Genomic DNA, 18,980 nt, shown 5'->3' with positions numbered 1-18,980 from the left:
CCATCTCGTGTCGGAACGCGTCGATCGGGTAGTCGGTGTCGATGACTACGAACAACACCCGCGCATTGATCGTCGGTGCCACCGGCATCTCCGGACAAGCCTTGTGCCGCGTTGCTCTCGACGCAGGCTGGGACACGTACGGACTCAGCCGTAGTGGCAGCACTCCGGTCGACGGCGTCATCGGTGTGGCCGCCGATCTGCTCGACCCGGCCTCGCTCGAGGAGGCGCTGAACGACGTCCGCCCCGAGGTCGTGTTCTTCACCGCATGGATGAAGAAGGACTCCGAGCAGGAGAACATCGAGGTCAACTCGGCGACGCTACGCAACGTGCTGAACGTGCTCGGCCCCCTCGACTCGGTGAAGCACGTCGCGCTGATGACCGGACTCAAGCACTACCTCGGGCCGTTCGATGCCTACGGCGAGGCAGTGATGGCCGAGACGCCGTTCCACGAGACCGAGGATCGCCTCGACACTCCCAACTTCTACTACGCGCAGGAAGACGAATTGTTCGCCGGTGCCGAGAAGTTCGGATTCGGATGGAGCGTGCACCGCGCGCACACCATCTCCGGATTCGCGGTCGGCAACGCGATGAACATGATGTTGACGCTGTCCGTGTACGCAGCAATCTGCAAGGAGCTCGGCGAGAAGTTCGTCTTCCCCGGTTCCGAGACACAGTGGAACGGCCTCACCGACCTCACCGACGCGGACCTGCTCGCCGAGCAGATGGTGTGGGCCGCAACCGACGACAACGCACACAACGAGGCGTTCAACATCGCCAACGGTGACGTCTTCCGCTGGCGCTGGCTGTGGCCGCAGTTCGCCGCGCACTTCGGCGTCGAGCCCGAGGGCTACGACAGCGAACCGCGTCCACTCGAACCCCGCATGTCCAACGCGGCCGCAACGTGGAAGCGCATCGCCGAGAAGCACGATCTGGTCGAAAGCGACGTCTCACGCCTCGCGTCGTGGTGGCACACCGACGGCGACCTCGGTCGCGACATGGAATGCCTGACCGACATGAACAAGTCGAAGAAGGCCGGATTCCTGGGCTTCCGATCCACCCCGGACGCCATTGCCTCGGTGATCCAGCGCTACCGAGACGCGCGCCTGATTCCTTGAGCGGCTGCGCCGCACGTGCACGGAAACTCGTAGCCTGCTACGAGTTTCCGCTCACCTGCGCGTAGCGCTCCCGCACCGCCGGGGTCGGGTCGGCCTCGTATGTCTTCGACTTTGCCTGCGCCCAGGTCGGCGGCTCGCTGGTCCCGGCCAGTGTCCACGCCGCCTGGCGCGCGGCACCGTCGGCGACGTATTCACCCGGCTCGGGCACGATCACCGGAACGCCGAGAATGGCCGGGGCCAACTCGCGCAATGCCGCAGACTTCGCACCGCCGCCGATGAGCAGCACCCGCTTCGTCTCGACCCCCTGCGAACGCAGATGGTCGATACCGTCGGCCAAACCGCACAGCAGTCCCTCGACGGCCGCTCGCGCGAGGTGGCCCGGTGTCGAATTGTTCAGTCGCAGACCGTGAATCGCACCGGATGCATCGGGACGGTTGGGGGTGCGCTCGCCCTCGAAGTACGGCACCATCACCACACCGTCGCTCGTCGTCGACAACGCCAACCGCGACAACTCGTCGTGGTCGACGCCCAGCATCCGCGCCGTCGCATCGAGGACGCGAGCAGCGTTGAGAGTGCACACCAACGGCAACTGCCGGCCGGTGGCGTCGGCGAATCCGGCGACCAGACCCGAACCGTCGGCGGCCGCAACCGAGGTCACGGCAGATACGACACCCGACGTGCCGATCGAGACCACTACATCGCCGGGCTGAGCGTCGAGGGCGAGGGCTGCCGCGGCATTGTCTCCGGTCCCCGGCCCGATCAGTGCCCCACTGCGAGTGCGGCCGATGGCCTCGTTGGGTGCGGCCACTCGAGGCAGCAGTGGGTTACGACCCCGAAAACCGAACTGCAGCAGATCCGTTCGATATTCGCCAGTGGCCGCGGAGAAGTATCCGGTGCCACTGGCGTCGCCTCGATCGGTGGCCAGAGCGTCGAGCCCTGATGCCCCGCCGAGCTGCCAGCTCAGCCAATCGTGCGGAAGGCACACCGCCGCAGTGCGATCGGCGTTCTCGGGCTCGTGGTCGGCGAGCCATCGCAACTTGGCGACGGTGATCGAAGCCAACGGAACCACTCCGACGGCGTCGGCCCAGGCCTGCCCGCCGTCGGTGCCTTCTTTTTCGCCCAACTCGGACACCAGGTCCGTCGCGGCCTGCGCCGATCGAGTGTCGTTCCACAGCAGGGCTTTACGGACCACGGATCCGTTGTCGTCGAGGCAGACCATGCCGTGCTGCTGCGCACCCACCGACACCGCGTCCACGTCGTCGAGTCCGCCTGCGGCAGCGATAGCCTCGTCGAGCGCATCTTTCCATCGCTGCGGGTCGATCTCGGTACCGTCGGGATGGGCGGCTCGCCCCTGGCGGACCAACTCCCCCGACTCGGCGTCACGAACGAAGACTTTGCACGATTGGGTGGAGGAGTCGATTCCGGCAACGAGAGCCACGGTGAGCGGGTCCTTTCCTACGCAAGTGTGATCTACGACCCTACCCGCGAGGCGCGGTTGCCTCGGTCACCAACGTGCGCGCGTAGGCGATGGCCTGCGGCGTGGTCTCGAAAACACGGCGCGCTTCGTCGTCCTTGGTGGTGAACACGCCCAGCGCCGTCAGCGGACGCAGGTGTTCGGGTTTGGCTGCGGAGATGAGGACGGTGATGCGGCGATGTTCGAGTTCGGTGATCGTGTCCTTGAGGACCAGAGCTCCGGTGGCATCGATGGTGGTCACTCGCGACATGCGCAGGATCACCACTTTCACGTCCGACACGTCGGCGAGCTCGAGCAGAAAGCTGTGCGCAGCTCCGAAGAACAGTGCACCGTCGATCCGGTAGGCGACGATGTGTTCGCGCAGCAGGCCTTCTTCTTCCTTAGACACCGCGTCGAGTGCATCGAGCGGTACCTGCTCGACCGTGGCCGATCGCGCGACGGCGCGCAGTGCCAGCACCGCAGCGAACCCGACGCCGACCGCCACAGCCGTCACCAGATCGAAGAGAACCGTGACGAGAAAGGTCGACGCCATCACCACGGTGTCGCCGCGACCGGCTCGGGAAATTGCTCGAATGGAGGCTGTTTCGACCATGCGCACCGTTGTCGCCAGGAGCACCCCGGCCAGAGCGGCGAGGGGAATGTCGGCCACCAAGCCCGCGGCGGAGTACATGATCGCGGCGAGGATCACCGCGTGGGTGAGCGCCGAGAGCCTGGTCCGTGCCCCGGATCGAACGTTGACGGCAGTACGGGCGATGGCACCGGTGGCGGGGATCCCGCCGAACAACGGCGCGGCGATGTTGGCCAGTCCCTGCCCGAACAGTTCACGATCGGGATTGTGCCGCGGGCCGACGCCCATCGAGTCCGCCGCGGTCGCGGACAGCAGCGATTCCAGTGCAGCCAGCGCAGCGACGGCGAACGCCGGTGCCAACAACGCCGTCACGTCACCGAGGTGGAAGAAGCTCAGGCTCGGGGCGGACAACGACGACGGAATGGTGCCGATGCGGGCGATGTCGAGGTCGAACAACTGAGTGACCACCGTTGCTCCGGCGACCGCAACAAGGGAGAACGGGATTTTCGGAGCCAAGCGGCCGCCGACCAGCATGACGATCGCGACCGTGACGGCCACGGTGGGCGTCAGAACGCTCGCATTCGAGACGAACGAGCGCACGGCGTCGAACGCGGACTGCCACACCTTCTCGCCCTCGGCGTCGGTGATACCCAGGGCCGACGGAACCTGTTGCAGCGCAATGACGACGGCGATGCCTGCGGTGAACCCTTCGATGACGGGTGCCGGCATGTACCGGACGGCTCGTCCGACGCCTGCACCGGCGAGCGCCAGCAGAATGATTCCGGCCATCAGCCCGACGGCGAGCACTCCGGTCGGCCCGTACTCGGCGACGATCGGCACGAGCACCACCGTCATGGCGCCGGTCGGCCCGGACACCTGAAATCTCGATCCGCCGAACACCGCGGCGACGACTCCCGCGATGATCGCGGTGGTCAGACCCGCTGCCGCACCCAGCCCGGTGCTGACGCCGAAGCCGAGTGCCAGAGGCAACGCGACCAGGGCCACGATCAGCCCGGCCAGCAGATCCGCGCCGGGTGCGCGGAAGGCCGGTTTCCACTCGCTCCACCTGGGCAGCAGCGCGGTCACAGCCCTGACGGCGTCGGTCGTGCGGGAAGGTTTCGTCGGTTCGGACATGTGACGCTTTCTGAGAACTCATCGATCCTGATCGATCTACTTGCTAAGTTTAGCAAGTAATGAATCAGGTGAACAGGGACGTGAGCCAGACCATCCCGGGCCGTCGAGTCAGGTACGTGCTCCGGACTCGCCGTCCAGCAGCTCGGCCTGGTTGGCCACCACTCCCGTGAGTATTTCCCGCGCGACGACCAACAGGTCGGCCACCTTCGGCGACGTCAATGTGTAGGACACCGACAGGCCTTCCCGAGTGCCTTCGATGAGACCGGCGCGCCGCAGGATGGACAACTGCTGAGACAGATTGGCCGGCTCGATGCCGATTTCCGGAAGCATCTCGGACACGGCGTGCTCACGCTCGCTCAACAACTCCAGCACGCGAATACGCGCGGGATGCGCCAACGTCTTGAAGAAATCGGCTTTCATTCTGTAGAGCGGCCGGCTCGAATCCGTGGCCATGAAGTCCTCCCGTGGCACCCGCCACCGCGCAGCAGGCTACTTGCGAACACTAGCAATCAACAGACCGAAGTGGACGACCTCCCTGCCCGTCCCGAAACTCGGCTACCTTCACACCCATGCGCGGAGACCCCGAAGAATCCACCGACTTCAGGCTCACCGTGGCCACGGCGGCCCTCGACCTGTTCTCCGTCAAGGGCTACGAGTCGACGACGGTGGACGACATCGCCGGTGCCGCAGGCATCTCGCGTCGGACATTCTTTCGTCAGTTCCGCGCCAAGGAAGACGTCGTCTTCGCCGATCACGAAATACTGCTCGAGCAGGCCGGCGCGTTCCTGGAAGCGAACGAGGGCGATCCCTGGCGGGCCGTGTGCGATGCCGCGCAGCTGGTGTACGAGCGGTTTTCCGACTGGCAGGACATGTCGCGCCTGCGCTACCAGGTGGTGCACAAGATCCCCGCACTGCGCGATCGAGAAATCGTCACCGTGTTCCGCTACGACAGACTCTTCGTCGACTATCTGCAGCGTGTTCTGCCCGATCACCCGCACCTCGAGATCCTGCAGTTCTCGGCCACGGTGACCGCGACCCACAACTACATCCTTCGTCGGATGATCCGCGACGGCCTCCCGACGTCCGTGGAGGATCTGCGTTCGGCACTCGCGCAGGTGCGCGCGCAGTTCTTCGGTGAGATCGTCGTCGCGTCGTTCCCCCGGGGCACGTCCGTCAGCAAAGTCGTCGACGCCTTGGCCGATCACACAAGCACCTGAGCCACCCGACGCGATGGCACTGAGTGCCGGATGCCGGAGACCCGGTCTTGAACAGGTCCGAATTCGGACGTACACTGGGGCAATCCTTGGCACTGAGTGCCCTCCGTGGGCAGTGCCGCCCCCGACACACCGAGGAGCGTGGCCGACATGGCCGGAAATCCCGACTTCGATCTGTACCAATCGCCCGACGAGCACAACGAACTGCGCGCAGCCATTCGGGCGCTCTCGGAGAAGGAGATCGCTCCGTACGCCAAAGAGGTCGACGAGGACTCCCGCTTCCCCGAGGAAGCACTCAAAGCACTCAACGCTTCCGGCTTCAACGCCATCCACGTTCCCGAGGAATACGACGGCCAGGGTGCCGATTCCGTCGCTGCCTGCATCGTCATCGAAGAGGTCGCACGCGTCTGCGGCTCGTCCTCGCTGATCCCCGCGGTCAACAAGCTCGGCACGATGGGCCTGATCCTCAAGGGGTCCGAGGAACTCAAGAAGCAGGTTCTGCCGTCCCTCGCCGGTGGCGCGATGGCGTCGTACGCCCTGTCCGAGCGCGAAGCGGGATCCGACGCGGCGAGCATGCGCACCCGCGCCAAGGCCGATGGTGACGACTGGATCCTCAACGGCTCCAAGTGTTGGATCACCAACGGCGGCAAGTCCGATTGGTACACCGTCATGGCCGTGACCGATCCCGACAAGGGTGCCAACGGCATTTCCTCGTTCATCGTGCACAAGGACGACGAGGGATTCGTCGTCGGCCCCAAGGAGAAGAAGCTCGGCATCAAGGGTTCGCCCACCGCCGAGCTGTACTTCGAGAACTGCAAGATTCCCGGCGATCGCATCATCGGCGAGCCCGGTACCGGCTTCAAGACCGCGCTGGAAACACTCGACCACACGCGCCCCACCATCGGCGCACAGGCCGTCGGCCTGGCACAGGGTGCCCTCGACGCGGCCATCGCATACACCAAGGACCGCAAGCAGTTCGGCACCTCGATCTCGAGCTTCCAGGCAGTGCAGTTCATGCTCGCCGACATGGCGATGAAGGTCGAAGCCGCCCGCCTGATGGTCTACAGCTCCGCAGCCCGCGCCGAGCGCGGCGAGAAGAACCTCGGGTTCATCTCCGCGGCTGCCAAGTGCTTCGCCTCGGACGTGGCCATGGAGGTCACCACCGACGCCGTGCAGCTCTTCGGCGGTGCCGGCTACACCACCGACTTCCCGGTCGAGCGCATGATGCGCGACGCGAAGATCACCCAGATCTACGAGGGCACCAACCAGATTCAGCGTGTCGTCATGTCGCGGGCGCTGCTCAAATGAGCGACATCAACCTCGTAGGCGTCATCGGCGGCGGCACGATGGGTGCCGGCATCGCCGAAATGTGTGCTCGCTCCGGCAGTTCCGTACTGATCCTGGAAACGAGCCAGGCGACGGCCGACGCCGCAGAGGCTCGCCTCGACAAGTCCTTTGCTCGCGCCGTCAAGTCCGGTCGCACCGAAGCCGACGCAGCCGAGAAGGCCCGCGCTGCAATCACGTTGACACTCGAGATCGGCGACTTCGCGGACCGCGATCTCGTGGTCGAGGCAGCACCGGAGATCGAGTCGCTCAAGCTGGACCTGTTCGGCAAGCTCGATTCCATCGTCAAGCCCGAGGGAATCCTGGCCACGAACACCTCGTCGATCCCGGTCATCAAGATGGCCAACGCGACGAAGCGTCCCGACAAGGTAGTCGGAGTGCACTTCTTCAACCCGGTGCCGGTACTGCCGTTGGTGGAGATCGTCGTCAGCCTGCTGACCAGCGAGGAAACCGTCGCAGCGGTGACGGACTACGCCGGAAACACGCTGGGCAAGAAGACGATTCGCGCCGGCGATCGCGCCGGATTCATCGTCAACGCACTGCTCATCCCGTACATGGTCTCGGCCATCCGCATGCTCGAGTCCGGCTTCGCCAGCGCCGAGGACATCGACGAGGGCATGGTCAACGGTTGCGCACACCCCATGGGACCGTTGCGTCTGACCGACACCGTCGGCCTCGACGTCACCCTCGCGGTCGCAGAGTCGCTGTACGCGGAGTTCCGCGAACCGCACTATGCCCCGCCGCCACTGCTGCAGCGCATGGTGGACGCCGGAATGCTGGGTCGCAAAACCGGTAAGGGTTTCTACTCGTATTCGTAGTAGTCCCCCGCCCCCTTCTGGATGAATGTGGCATTCAGCTTCTTGGAGAAGCTGAATGCCACATTCATCCGTTCGGGAGGCGCACACTGGAGTCGTTCCACAACTTTGGGAGGCTTCATGAACATCGATCTCGACGGCCGCACCGCTTTGATTTCCGGCTCCAGTCAGGGCATCGGATTGGCGATTGCCACCGAATTGGCCCGCGCCGGTGCGCGCGTGGTCCTCAACGGCCGTAGCGAGTCGGCGCTGGATTCGGCCGAGGAACAGTTGATGACAGAAGTCCCCGGTGCGCGGGTGATCGTCGTCGCTGCCGATCTCGCGACGGCCGACGGAGTCGAGACGTTGCTCGCGAAGGTGCCGGTGGTCGACATTCTGGTGAACAACCTCGGTATTTTCGGAGCCAAACCCGCTCTCGACATCGACGACGACGAATGGCGTCGCTATTTCGAGGTGAACGTGCTCTCGGCAATCCGGCTGATCCGCACGTATCTGCCGGCGATGACCGAGGCGGGCTGGGGCCGAATCCAGAATATCTGCAGCGATTCCGCGGTCGTGATTCCCGAGGAGATGATCCACTACGGAATGACGAAGACCGCCCTGCTCGCAGTGACCCGCGGATTCGCGAAAGCTGCTGCAGGAAGCGGAGTTACGGTCAATTCCGTGATCGTGGGCCCCACCCACACCGAGGGCGTCGAGAAGTTCGTCGGCGAGCTCGTCGGCGACGACCTCCCCTGGGACGAGGCGCAGGCGCAGTTCATGAAGGAGCACAGGCCACAATCGCTCATCGGACGCCTGATCGAGCCGAGGGAGATCGGCAACATGATCGTCTACTTGAGCTCCGAGCAGGCCTCTGCGACCACCGGTGGCGCTCTACGCGTCGACGGCGGCTACGTCGATTCGATACTGCCCTGAGTTTCTCGTAGGGCCGGTCCGGTCGGTCACAGTTTGTGGCCGACCGCTTCGGGGCATGCGTGAGATACACGGAATCAAGCAGAGGTTCTTCACGCATTTCACCGTATTCGGAGACGATTCCACAGTGAGCGATCAGTACACCTTCACCAACCCCGTCACGCAGTACCGCCAGGACGGCTTCCCGGAGCAGCACCAGGATCCGCCCGGCCTGGCCGCAGATCTTCAGCCCCTCGCCGACCACGGTGAGCAGACATACCGTGGATCCGGACGCCTCACCGGCCGCAAGGCCTTGATCACCGGTGCCGATTCCGGAATCGGACGAGCAGCAGCCATTGCCATCGCACGCGAGGGTGCCGACGTGGTTCTCAATTACCTACCGGCAGAAGAGAAGGACGCGCAGGAAGTTGCGCAGTTGATCCGCGACGCCGGCCGCACCGCAGTCCTGGCACCGGCAGATCTCACCGACGAGCAGGCCGCGCGCGGCATCGTGCGCACTGCCGTCGACGCGCTCGGTGGCCTCGACCTGCTGATCAACGTCGCAGGTAAGCAGCAATTCGTCGAAGATCTGGCCGACCTGACGTCCGAGCAATTCGATCAGACGTTCAAAATCAACGTCTACGCACTGTTCTGGATCATCCAGGAAGCGGTGCCGCACATGCCCGCCGGCTCCACCATCGTCAACACCAGCTCGATCCAGGCATACACACCGTCACCGGGACTGGTGGACTACGCGACCACGAAGATGGCCATCAACACCATCAGCAAGGCCCTCGCACAACAGTTGGCACCGAAGGGAATCCGCGTCAATGTCGTTGCGCCGGGACCGTTCTGGACACCGCTGCAGGCAGCCGGCGGCCAGCCGACCTCGGCACTGCCGGAATTCGGCAAGGAAACACCGCTCGGACGCGGAGGGCAGCCCGCCGAGATCGCCGGTGCGTACGTCTATCTGTCGTCGGCCGAATCGGGTTACGTCACCGGCGACACACTGAACGTCAACGGTGGTATGCCGACGCCGTAGATTGTCACCCGTATTGAGTGAATGGACCATTCACACCCGTCTGGGCTGGTGAATGGTCCATTCACGTGTTCAGGAGAGGTCAGTCCTTGGGCCCACCGGCGGCGTAGACGACCTGGCCCGAGATGAAGCCGGCACCCTCGCTGACGAAGAACGACGCCAGGTGCGCGATGTCATCGGGATGTCCGACGCGATTGACCGGAATCTGCGACGCAGCAGCGGCTTTGAAGTCCTCGAACGGCATGCCGACGCGTTCTGCGGTGGCTGCCGTCATCTCGGTCTCGATGAATCCCGGGGCGATGGCGTTGGCGGTGACGCCGAACTTGCCGAGCTCGATGGCGAGGGTCTTGGTGAAGCCCTGCATGCCGGCCTTGGCTGCGGAGTAGTTGGCCTGTCCGCGGTTGCCGAGAGCAGACGTACTCGACAGGTTGACGATGCGGCCCCACTTGGCGTCGATCATGTGCTTCTGGACCGCGCGGGTCATCAGGAACGATCCGCGCAGGTGGACGCCGAGAACGGAATCCCAGTCCTGCACCGTCATCTTGAACAGCAGGTTGTCGCGAGTGATGCCCGCGTTGTTGATCAGTACGGTCGGCGCACCGAATTCGCTCGCAATGCGATCGACGGCGGTCTGCACCGATTCCTCGTCGGCGACGTTGGCACCGATGGCCACTGCCTGCCCGCCTGCGGACTGAATGGCACCGACGGTGTCGCTGCACGCGGCCTCGTCGAGGTCGACCACGGCAACTCCGAAACCGTCCTCGGCCAGCCGCTTGGCGACCGCAGCACCGATTCCCTGTGCACTACCGGTGACAATGGCCGTCTTGATCTGATCACTCACGAATATCTCCCTTACGACGCCGAACTCGATAACTGTCCTCTGTTTCTATCAACACCGACAACGCGATCAGTACGCAGCCACCGCTCCGTCGAGTGCCTTCTGCATTCCCTCTGCCACCACTCGGGTGAAGTCGATCGGCTTCTCGGGCAAATCGGTGATGGGCGTGTCGATGTAGACGCTGGCCTGCTTCACCTTCGGCGCACCGGGACCGTAGCTCAGACCGATACAGATCAGCACCGGCTCGACCCCGAGCTTGCGCGCCCGCATCGCGATGTGGCCGATGCCGCTGCCGACGTGCTGCACCGTCGTCGGATCCTCGAGATTGCAGGTTCCCTCGGGGAACACCGCAAGATCGTCGCCTCGCTTCATCCGCTCGGCACTGACGTCCATCATGCGGTTGCCCGCGGCGCTGACGGCCCGCATGCCGTGGTTCTTGCCGCGGAAGACGGGGATACCGCCCATCATGTCGATTCGCTTGCGCTGCTTGGGTTCCTGGAACAGCTCGTCCTTGGCCAGCACCCGGGTGCGACCGATGACCGGACGCAGCGGCGACGCCCATGCCGCCGCTGCGAGGGTGTACGGATCGTTCTCGGTCAGATGATTGACCGCGATGAGTAGACGCGTGTTGTCGTAGACGAGACGACGCAACTCCTCACGGGCACCGTCGGGATACGACACCCGCGGGCGGAATCGCCTGGCCAGGGTGGCATAAGCCAACCTCGCGACCTGACGATTCTGCTGATGACGCAGATAGAAGTCGTACACGGTCACATCGTTTTCGAGAATTACCGCAGGCCGATCCATGAGCCGAGCTTAGCCTCACACCCGCGAGGAACCCATAGCCCGGATCCCGACGGTAAGTCCGACCGCAGCGGTAGCCACGGCCGCGACGACGCCGGCCGTCACCGTCGAACTCGTGAAGTCGCCCGCGAACAGTGCGCGTTCGGCATCGACCAGGTACCCGAGCGGGTTGATGTTCACCAGGAACTGCATCCATCCCGGGGCAGTGGTGAGCGGCAGCATCGTGCCCGACAGGATGAGCAGTGGGAACATCAGAGTCTGCTGTATCGACCAGAACACCCAATCCTGGCCGCGCACAGCCAAAGCCAGCGTGTAGGACAACGCGCCCAGACCGACCCCGAACACGCCGAGCAGCACGATGCCCACGACCGCACCGATCGGATTCACGGACAGGCCGAGTGGCAACGCCACCAGGATGATCAAGACGGCCTGAGCAGCCCAGCGGCACCATCTCCTTGAACGCGCGCCCGACGAGCAGCGCCGACCGCGGCAACGGGGTCACCAACATCCGTTCGTGAGACCCCTGCTGCAACTCCGCCAACAAATTCGAGCCCGTCATGGAGGTTCCGAAGATGGTGATCATCGCGAGCACCCCCGGAACGAACCAGTCCCAGACGCTTCCGTCCCCGAGGCCGGGCACCTCGGTGAGCAGTGGGCCGAACAGTGCGAGCAGGATCAACGGTTGGATGAGACTGAAGATCACCGTGAACGGATCGCGGACCATCGGCCGCAGTTCGCGGCCCATCACCAACGTACTTCCCGACAGAACGCTCATCGGAGTTCTCCTGCCGTGCTTGCGGTTTCGAGAGGTGCGGAATCCGTCGCGGCGCTCTCACGAAGACTGCGCCCGGTGAGGCCGAGGAACACGTCGTCGAGGGTCGGTCGCGTCGTGTCTGCCGTGTGCACCGTGATCCCATGAGACTCGCTCAGCCGCAGGAGATCCGGAAGAACGATCTCGGCCCGCTCGACCCGGATGTTCAGACGCGAACCCGCCACCGTCACGTCTCTGACACCGGCTGCACCGCCGAGAAGCGCAGCCAGCGCCGACGCGTCGGACACGGTGAGGACGATCAGATCGCCTGCCAGTTCCGATTTCAGTGCGGTGGCGGTGTCGTCGGCGATGACGGTGCCGCGATCGACGACGATCACCCGCTCGGCCATCGAATCGGCCTCGTCGAGATAGTGCGTGGTGAGCACGATGGTGGTGCCCATCTCTCGCCTCAGCCGCAGAATGTGGTCCCACAGGTTCGCCCGGCTCTGCGGGTCCATGCCGGTGGTCGGTTCGTCGAGAAACAGCAACGGCGGCCGATGCACCAGACCCAGTGCGATGTCGAGGCGTCGACGCTGCCCGCCGGACAGCGTCGACACGGTACGAGTCGCGAGCTCGCCGAGTTCGAGTGCCTCGATCAATTCGTCTGCACGACTGCCTGATCGGCGACGCGTCATGCCGTAGCACTGCCCTTGCACCACCAGCTCGTCGCGGACGCGCTGATTGTGGCCCGCACCGTTGCCCTGACCCACGTAGCCCAGGCTGCGGCGGACTCGATCCCGGTCTTTGCCCACGTCGAATCCGGCGATGCGGGCCGATCCCGACGTCGGTGCCAGCAACGTGGTCAGCATCCGCAGAGTGGTCGACTTGCCTGCCCCGTTGGGGCCGAGCAGAGCCACCAACTCTCCCTCACCGATCGTCAGATCGATGCCGCGCACCGCCTCGACGGTCTTCTTGCCTTGCTGAAAAGTCTTGGTCAATCCCGAAGTTTCGATCATCTGTGACGCCCCTCGTCGTAGCGGTGAATCCCTACGACGGAGACGTTAGAAACGATCGCGGTCAGCTTCGGTCCGCGATGCCACTGCGGCGGTCGATCAACCGAAGACGGGGAACTTTCGTTTACGGGCCAGGGCGTCCATCCCGGACTGAATGCTCGCGCGTACCTCGTCGTACTTGGCGTCGACGTACGCCTCGTCCTCGCACCGCGCCGGATCATGGTCCAGTTCGACCGGCGGCATGAATCGAGTGCGAATCTTCGCGGGCAACGGAATCTGCGGTAGCGCCGCGGGCGCAATGATCCACGGCAGCGAGATCGCTATCGGAAAGACCTTCAACCGCGCAATCTTGTCCAGCTTCAACGCTTTCGACAGCTTGTCGCCGCGGATGAGCACCGGCATCGCGTCGGCCCCACCCACCGTTGCCACCGGCACGATGGGAACACCCATCCGGATGGCGAGCTTGATGAAGCCGGTTCGTCCACCGAGGGTCGCCTCGTCCCGTTTGCTCCAGGGCCGCAGCGAATCGACCTCGCCGCCCGGCCACACGATGACGTCTCGGCCCTCGGCCAGTGCCGTCGACATCGAGTCCGGTGCCGCGGGAAGCACCCCCATGGATCGAAAGACCTTTCCGATCAGGGGGAACGCCATCAAGGCATCGTGCGCGGTTCCGTGCAGGATGCGTCTTTCACCGAAGTGCCGCCACCACTGAGCGCCGACGGTCCACGCGTCCCAGACGAACGGCGCACCCGAATGCACGCCGACGACGAGCACCGGCGACTCCGGAATGGTCTCCCAACCGTCGATCTCCATCCGGAAGTAGCGGTCCATCACCCCGTTCCAGAGTCGCTGCTGCCGGTCCATCGCCACGGTGTTCTGATCGTCGAGGTCCCAGTCGCCTGCGCGTTCGGCAACCACCGCTCCGAGGCCCCCGGACGACTTCTCCCGACGCTCTTTCATCTTCAGACGCGCAGCCGCGGCGTACCGCTGCGCTTGCTCGCGCAGCTGCTCCTTCGTCGGTTCTTCGGAGCCGTCCCCACCCAGTACGTGATCCCCATCACTCATACCCGCACGGTACTCCACCCGTCCGAAGCCGACTCACAACCAGCGCTCGTAACCCCGCGCGACGTCCCGAGTGTCCGTTATGGTCAGAATTCGAGCCGAGCGAACGAGGTATACCGATGGATCCGATCGAACCGGCATACGGAACGACAGCTCTGCTGCTGATCGCCGCCGCAGCCGTTGCAATCCTGCTTTTCCTCATCATGAAGGTGAAACTGCACGCCTTCGTCTCCCTGGTCCTGGTCAGCGCGGTCACTGCCGTCGCGGCCGGGATCCCGCTGGCGGACGTGCCGTCGGCCCTGCTCTCGGGCTTCAGTTCCACGCTCGGCTCGGTGGCGCTGCTCGTCGCGCTCGGCGTGATGGTCGGGAGACTGCTCGAAATCACCGGTGGCGCACAGGTATTGGCCGATACCCTGATCAACCGATTCGGGGCCAAACGCGCACCTCTGGCGCTCGGTGTCGCCGCACTCATCTTCGGCTTCCCCATCTTCTTCGACGCGGGCCTCGTCGTCTTCCTGCCGATCATCTTCACCGTCGCCAAACGTTTCGGCGGATCGGTGCTGCTGTACGCCCTCCCGACCGCAGGCGCATTTGCCGCGATGCACGCCATCGTTCCCCCGCACCCCGGTCCGGTCGCTGCCACCGAACTGCTCGGCGGCGACATCGGTTCGGTACTGCTCGTCGGCGTTCCCGTTGCCGTCGTCTCCTGGTTCGTCGGCTCGTACCTCGTCGGTACCCAGCTCGGCAAGCGGTTCCACACCTTGCCTGCAGATCTCTTCTCCGACGGCGCTGCCGGCTCCGAGGAGCACGACAAGGAAATGGCCGCGCTGCGCGATCCGGCTCCGAAGTTCGGTGCGGTGCTGTTCATTCTGCTGACGCCTCTGGTGTTGATCTCTCTCAACACCGTCGTCAACACACTGACCACGTCGGGTGTGCTGACCGGAGACGAGACCTGGGCCGCAGCGCTGACGCTCATCGGTCAGACACCGATCGCGCTGCTCATCACGCTGCTGCTGGCTCTGTTCATCCTCGCGCCGGGACGCTTCCCCGTCGCCGACGGTGCCAAGTACATGGATCAGGCCCTCGGCCCCATCTGCTCGATCATCCTGATCACCGGTGCCGGCGGCATGTTCGGTGGCGTGCTCCGGGCCAGCGGCATCGGGCAGTCGCTCACCTCCTCGCTGTCCGGCCTCGGACTGCCGATCCTGCTGCAGGCCTTCCTGATCGCCACCGCGCTACGCGTCGCGCAGGGTTCGGCCACCGTCGCGCTCACCACGACCGCAGGACTGATCTCGGTGCAGGTGGCCGAATTGGATCTGAGCAACTTCAAGATCGCGCTGTTGGTGTTCGCCCTGGCCGCTGGAGCCACCGTGCTCTCCCACGTCAACGACTCCGGCTTCTGGCTCGTCAGCCGCTTCTTCGGAATGGACGAAAAGACGACCATCAAGACCTGGACCGTCATGGAAACGACACTGGGACTGGCTATCTTCGCCCTGGCATCACTGCTGTGGGTGGTGTTCTAGCGGGGTGGACTGCCTCGATTGACGAGTCCGAGCAAGACCGACGGAGCGAGCCTCGACCCGATGATCGACACTCGGCCCAGTCCGATGGCGATCTCGTCGCGGCCTCTGTCGAGTCCGGCCATCGTCTTGTCGAGGAACTTCTCCAACTGCATCGCCATCGGCGGCGCGCTGTCCATGTTGCGGTGCAACGGTGTGTCGACTATCGGCGGGACGAGTTCGACGACCTGAACGGTGGTTCGGCGCAGTTGATGCCGAAGACTGACGGTGAACGAGTGCACGGCTGCCTTGGTCGCGGAGTACACGGGAGCGCCGGTGAGCGGAACGAAGCCGAGGCCGGAGCCCACGTGCACCACCCTCGCGCGAGGAGCACGACGCAGGAGTGGCAGCGCTGCCGAGGTGACGTTCACGAGGCCGGTGAAATTGGTGGCGATCTCGTCGGCGATGTCGGCACTCGCCGGCTGCTCCTGCGCCGAGAAGTCCAGTGGGCGTTGGACTCCGGCATTGTTGATCAGAGTCGTCAGATGCGGAATCGACGCGGCGATCTCCGCCATCGCGCGGCCCACGGATTCCGGGTCGCAGACGTCCATGACGATCGGCGTCATGCCGGGGTGCTCCGCGGCCATCGCACTCAGGCGCACGCTGTCGCGACCGGTGATGACGACGTTGGCCCCACGCGCGTGGAACCGGGTGGCGAGTCCGGCACCGATGCCCGATGTCGCGCCGGTGATGAGAACCACGCCGTCGTCGAAGGACCCCGGGTGTGACCTTCCGCGTCCGATCATGCGAGCGACCCGGCAACGATCTGCCAGGCCAGAGCAGATTTCGCGGCGAGGCTGAGTACGAGGTAGACGAACTCGCCGAATGCGTAGTCCCGCCACGGCCCGATCCTTCGGTACTGCAGCCATTGGTTGGCCGCGAAGCTCATGAAGAAGACGAACAGCGAGAAGAAGATTCCGTAGACGAACCCGGGAACTTCCGAAGCACCGACGAGGTTCACGGTGATCGCTACCCAGGGTGCGGCACCGGCGACACAGCCGAACCAGAACGCGGTGAGGTCCGGTCGGTGTCCAGGTGGGTTGAAGCGCTCCTGGAGCCAACCGAACAGGATCATCGCGACGTTGGCACCCACGATCGCGATCAGCGCGCTGATCTGCGTGATGCCGGCGTACAGGGCGATGAGGACCACCATGATCGTGGCGCTGACGCTGTACTCGAGCCATCGAAACGGGTTGATACCGCGAGAGAGGTTGCGTTCGTAGGACTTTCGTAGTGGAACCCCGGTGACGAAGTGATCCACCGCCGCCAGTGCGAGGAAGACGGCGACGGCGATACCGATGGGGAACCGCGAACGCTTCCTGCGCTTGCGGGACCACCGTTCCCGGCGGTCCCGCGGGGTAGGCGGTGGTCACATCGATGGCGAAGTCGGATGCGATGACGAGCACCGCGACGGCCTGAACAGCGTGCAGCGCGGACAGCGAGAGGTTCCAGATGCGGAGTCGCCTCAGCCTGTCCGGAGACAGAGGATGCTCGGTCGCGACGGCCGGGTGCGGAGTGCGTGCCATGACCGATAGCCTTACAGGTTGTAAGGCTGCTGACAAGGAGTGGTGGGGAGAACGCTGTGAAGACGGACGAAGAGCTGTCCGCTCGCCAACGGATCATGCTCGCCGCGATCGAATTGGCCGGTCAGCAGGGGACCGGGCGCATGACGATGTCCGCGGTAGCCGCGCGTGCGAAGGTGTCCCGACCTACTCTGTACAGCTACTTTCCGGACGTGCCTCGGATTCTGGAAGCCTGGGTCGAGCAGGAAGTGGTGCGCGTCGAGGCGCGGCTTCAGGACGTGTTGGACCGGGGCGCAGGGTCGGATCCGATGACGGTGCTGGGTGACTACATCGACCTGCAGTTGAACTATTTCGTCGAATCTCCGACGAGGGCCCTGCTCACGACGGCCGCACTGGGATCGCCGCCGCAGGCCGTCACCGGACACATCGAGCGGTTCCGCGCAGACGTACACGGGCTGCTGTCTGTTCTGGGCAGGCAAGGACGTCTTCGGGCCGATGTGGACGTCGAGATGCTGGCCGGGCTTGTCATCGCGGGGATCACCTCGATGACCTCCCACGTGCTGGAGGAACAGCTATCACCTACCGAGGCGCGACACCGATTGCTGGACATCATCTTTCGAGGATCGCTTCGCGCGTGACGGCCGGCTACCCCGGCTGTCGGTCCCGCCTGGGTTGCCACCGAGCTGCGCGCTCGCCGATCGATGCGAGCCGAGCAGTCTCGCGCACTCGAGAGGCTCGGGTCTCGGGCCGCTTGGCGGTCACGATCCACTCCAGAATCCCGCGACGCGTGGACGGCGGAAACTGGTTCCAATTGCTCTCCGCATCAACGTGTTCGGCGAAGGCGGCGGCCAGGTGCTCGGGAACGATCAGATCCTCGACCTCGTCGAGAACGGTCCATGCTCCGTTGGCCACGGCAGCCTGGACGGCGCGCTCTCCCGCCGGAAGCATCAGGCCTGCTTCGCGAAGGGCCTCGATACGGATCTTGTTCGGACGGGACCATGCGCTCCCGGGTTTGCGGGGCGAGAAATACAACATGGTTCGATCGTTGTCCAGCTTGCGGGGTCGACTGTCCACCCACCCCACCGCGAGCGCTTCCGCGACGGCGTCGTCGTAGCTGATCGCCGGTTTTCCAGTGGCCTTCTTCCACGACACCAGCCACGCCGATTCCGCAGTTCCGTGATGGGCGGACAGCCACGTCCGCCACTGCGCACGTGTCTCGGCATGCACTCTCGGTGCGTCGTCCATGAGCATCCCTTCCCTCATTGCCTCGAATGTCCGTCTTCGTCTCGGAGACATCTACTCGATTATGCTGCGATCGTGGGCGAATTTTCCCTCAGCGGTGTGTCTACGATGCGAGGTAATCGTGAGTGATCGCATTCGATTCGACGGAGTGCTCGAACCGTTGACGTGGGGCAAGAACACGTATGCCATCGTCCGAGTCCCGGCAGAATTGGTCGAGGCTGCGAAGCGATGGCCGACGCGCCGGATCGACGGTTCGATCGACGGCCTCAGCCTCAACTTGGGACTGAACAAGGCTGATGCAGATGTGATGCCCGGGTCCTTCGTCTATGTCGGTGCGGGCCTTCAGCGCCGATTGGGCGTCCACATCGGTGATCTGTTGTCGTGCGAGTTCGAGCCGGCCGACCCCGATCTGGTGCCGGTTCCGAAAGACCTCGAGGAGGCGATGGAGAACGCACAGTGCACAGCGGCCTGGGAGCGCAAGCGCGCGAGCGAACGGCGCCAATTGTTGATGCCGATCGACAACGCGGCGCGCGAGCAGACCCGCGCAGATCGGGTGGCCCGACTGGTGAGGATGTTGACCGACAATTCGTAGAC

General features: G+C 64.5%; 18 protein-coding genes and 3 pseudogenes. 9 read left to right on the top strand and 12 right to left on the bottom strand.

Annotated elements, in window-relative coordinates; genetic code table 11:
* Positions 1-41 precede the first annotated feature (41 nt).
* A complete protein-coding gene (locus tag QM590_RS13025; protein WP_269595179.1) occupies positions 42-1,115 on the top strand; it encodes an SDR family oxidoreductase in 1,074 nt (357 codons plus the stop codon).
* 37 nt (positions 1,116-1,152) lie between these two features.
* Here the strand turns inward: QM590_RS13025 and QM590_RS13020 are convergent, their stop codons facing one another.
* From QM590_RS13020 to QM590_RS13010, 3 genes are all read right to left on the bottom strand, one after another.
* Positions 1,153-2,553, bottom strand: coding sequence for a xylulokinase (locus tag QM590_RS13020; RefSeq protein ID WP_269595180.1), 1,401 nt, complete (start codon positions 2,551-2,553; stop codon positions 1,153-1,155).
* Positions 2,554-2,593: 40 nt separating this feature from the next.
* Entirely contained in the window at positions 2,594-4,291 is a 1,698-nt protein-coding gene (locus QM590_RS13015; protein WP_269595181.1) for a SulP family inorganic anion transporter, read from the bottom strand.
* 108 nt (positions 4,292-4,399) lie between these two features.
* Positions 4,400-4,744: an ArsR/SmtB family transcription factor gene (locus QM590_RS13010; RefSeq protein ID WP_149406920.1), complete on the bottom strand. Its 345-nt coding sequence runs from the start codon at positions 4,742-4,744 to the stop codon at positions 4,400-4,402.
* A 116-nt stretch (positions 4,745-4,860) separates the two neighbouring features.
* Here QM590_RS13010 and QM590_RS13005 point away from each other — a divergent pair, with 116 nt between their 5' ends.
* The 5 genes from QM590_RS13005 (at position 4,861) to QM590_RS12985 (ending at position 9,597) form a co-directional block, all read left to right on the top strand.
* A complete protein-coding gene (locus tag QM590_RS13005) occupies positions 4,861-5,508 on the top strand; it encodes a TetR family transcriptional regulator (RefSeq protein WP_094640460.1) in 648 nt (215 codons plus the stop codon).
* A gap of 147 nt (positions 5,509-5,655) precedes the next feature.
* Positions 5,656-6,813, top strand: a complete 1,158-nt coding sequence (locus QM590_RS13000) for an acyl-CoA dehydrogenase (RefSeq protein ID WP_068048956.1) — start codon at positions 5,656-5,658, stop codon at positions 6,811-6,813.
* A 5-nt stretch (positions 6,814-6,818) separates the two neighbouring features.
* Positions 6,819-7,667 carry a 3-hydroxybutyryl-CoA dehydrogenase gene (locus tag QM590_RS12995; protein WP_269595228.1) on the top strand — a complete coding sequence of 283 codons (849 nt, stop codon included), beginning with the start codon at positions 6,819-6,821 and terminating at the stop codon, positions 7,665-7,667.
* A 117-nt stretch (positions 7,668-7,784) separates the two neighbouring features.
* Complete coding sequence (locus QM590_RS12990; RefSeq protein ID WP_269595182.1) at positions 7,785-8,579, top strand: SDR family NAD(P)-dependent oxidoreductase; 795 nt, start codon at positions 7,785-7,787, stop codon at positions 8,577-8,579.
* Positions 8,580-8,703: 124 nt separating this feature from the next.
* Complete coding sequence (locus QM590_RS12985) at positions 8,704-9,597, top strand: glucose 1-dehydrogenase (protein ID WP_269595183.1); 894 nt, start codon at positions 8,704-8,706, stop codon at positions 9,595-9,597.
* Positions 9,598-9,676: 79 nt separating this feature from the next.
* On the opposite strand, the gene QM590_RS12980 is transcribed toward QM590_RS12985, so the two are convergent.
* The 5 genes and pseudogenes from QM590_RS12980 to QM590_RS12955 form a co-directional block, all read right to left on the bottom strand.
* Positions 9,677-10,435: an SDR family oxidoreductase gene (locus tag QM590_RS12980; RefSeq protein WP_269595184.1), complete on the bottom strand. Its 759-nt coding sequence runs from the start codon at positions 10,433-10,435 to the stop codon at positions 9,677-9,679.
* A gap of 66 nt (positions 10,436-10,501) precedes the next feature.
* The gene (locus QM590_RS12975) at positions 10,502-11,239 is read right to left on the bottom strand and encodes a lysophospholipid acyltransferase family protein (protein WP_149406915.1); all 738 of its coding nucleotides are present in this window, start codon (positions 11,237-11,239) and stop codon (positions 10,502-10,504) included.
* A gap of 15 nt (positions 11,240-11,254) precedes the next feature.
* Positions 11,255-12,011: pseudogene (locus QM590_RS25850) on the bottom strand (ABC transporter permease).
* The gene (locus tag QM590_RS12960) at positions 12,008-13,003 is read right to left on the bottom strand and encodes an ABC transporter ATP-binding protein (protein WP_269595186.1); all 996 of its coding nucleotides are present in this window, start codon (positions 13,001-13,003) and stop codon (positions 12,008-12,010) included. The pseudogene QM590_RS25850 and the gene QM590_RS12960 overlap by 4 nt, the downstream one beginning before the upstream one ends.
* Before the next feature lie 96 nt (positions 13,004-13,099).
* Complete coding sequence (locus tag QM590_RS12955; RefSeq protein WP_269595187.1) at positions 13,100-14,065, bottom strand: lysophospholipid acyltransferase family protein; 966 nt, start codon at positions 14,063-14,065, stop codon at positions 13,100-13,102.
* 116 nt (positions 14,066-14,181) lie between these two features.
* On the opposite strand from QM590_RS12955, the gene QM590_RS12950 reads away from it, so the two are divergent.
* Positions 14,182-15,585 carry a GntP family permease gene (locus QM590_RS12950; RefSeq protein ID WP_269595188.1) on the top strand — a complete coding sequence of 468 codons (1,404 nt, stop codon included), beginning with the start codon at positions 14,182-14,184 and terminating at the stop codon, positions 15,583-15,585.
* Here the strand turns inward: QM590_RS12950 and QM590_RS12945 are convergent.
* The 3 genes and pseudogenes from QM590_RS12945 to QM590_RS12935 all read right to left on the bottom strand — a co-directional run.
* Positions 15,582-16,313 (bottom strand): annotated as a pseudogene (locus QM590_RS12945) (SDR family oxidoreductase); the annotation flags it as partial. The gene QM590_RS12950 and the pseudogene QM590_RS12945 overlap by 4 nt on opposite strands.
* 50 nt (positions 16,314-16,363) lie before the next feature.
* On the bottom strand, positions 16,364-16,891 hold the full coding sequence (gene heR / locus QM590_RS12940; RefSeq protein WP_269595230.1) for a heliorhodopsin HeR: 528 nt from the start codon (positions 16,889-16,891) through the stop codon (positions 16,364-16,366).
* A gap of 118 nt (positions 16,892-17,009) precedes the next feature.
* Positions 17,010-17,147 (bottom strand): annotated as a pseudogene (locus QM590_RS12935) (hypothetical protein); the annotation flags it as partial.
* 56 nt (positions 17,148-17,203) lie between these two features.
* Here QM590_RS12935 and QM590_RS12930 point away from each other — a divergent pair.
* On the top strand, positions 17,204-17,782 hold the full coding sequence (locus QM590_RS12930) for a TetR/AcrR family transcriptional regulator (RefSeq protein WP_269595189.1): 579 nt from the start codon (positions 17,204-17,206) through the stop codon (positions 17,780-17,782).
* Between the two features lie 7 nt (positions 17,783-17,789).
* Here QM590_RS12930 and QM590_RS12925 read toward each other — a convergent pair whose 3' ends face one another.
* Positions 17,790-18,389: a YdeI/OmpD-associated family protein gene (locus tag QM590_RS12925; protein ID WP_269595190.1), complete on the bottom strand. Its 600-nt coding sequence runs from the start codon at positions 18,387-18,389 to the stop codon at positions 17,790-17,792.
* 118 nt (positions 18,390-18,507) lie between these two features.
* Here QM590_RS12925 and QM590_RS12920 point away from each other — a divergent pair, with 118 nt between their 5' ends.
* Positions 18,508-18,978 (top strand): YdeI/OmpD-associated family protein, encoded by a 471-nt coding sequence (locus tag QM590_RS12920; protein ID WP_068048844.1) that lies wholly within the window; start codon positions 18,508-18,510, stop codon positions 18,976-18,978.
* Positions 18,979-18,980 lie beyond the last annotated feature (2 nt).

Origin of the sequence: Rhodococcus sp. IEGM 1372 (assembly GCF_030056835.1) — a bacterium.
In the GTDB taxonomy this organism is placed as follows: Bacteria; Actinomycetota; Actinomycetes; order Mycobacteriales; family Mycobacteriaceae; genus Rhodococcoides.
This window is presented reverse-complemented; position numbering and strand designations above follow the sequence as displayed.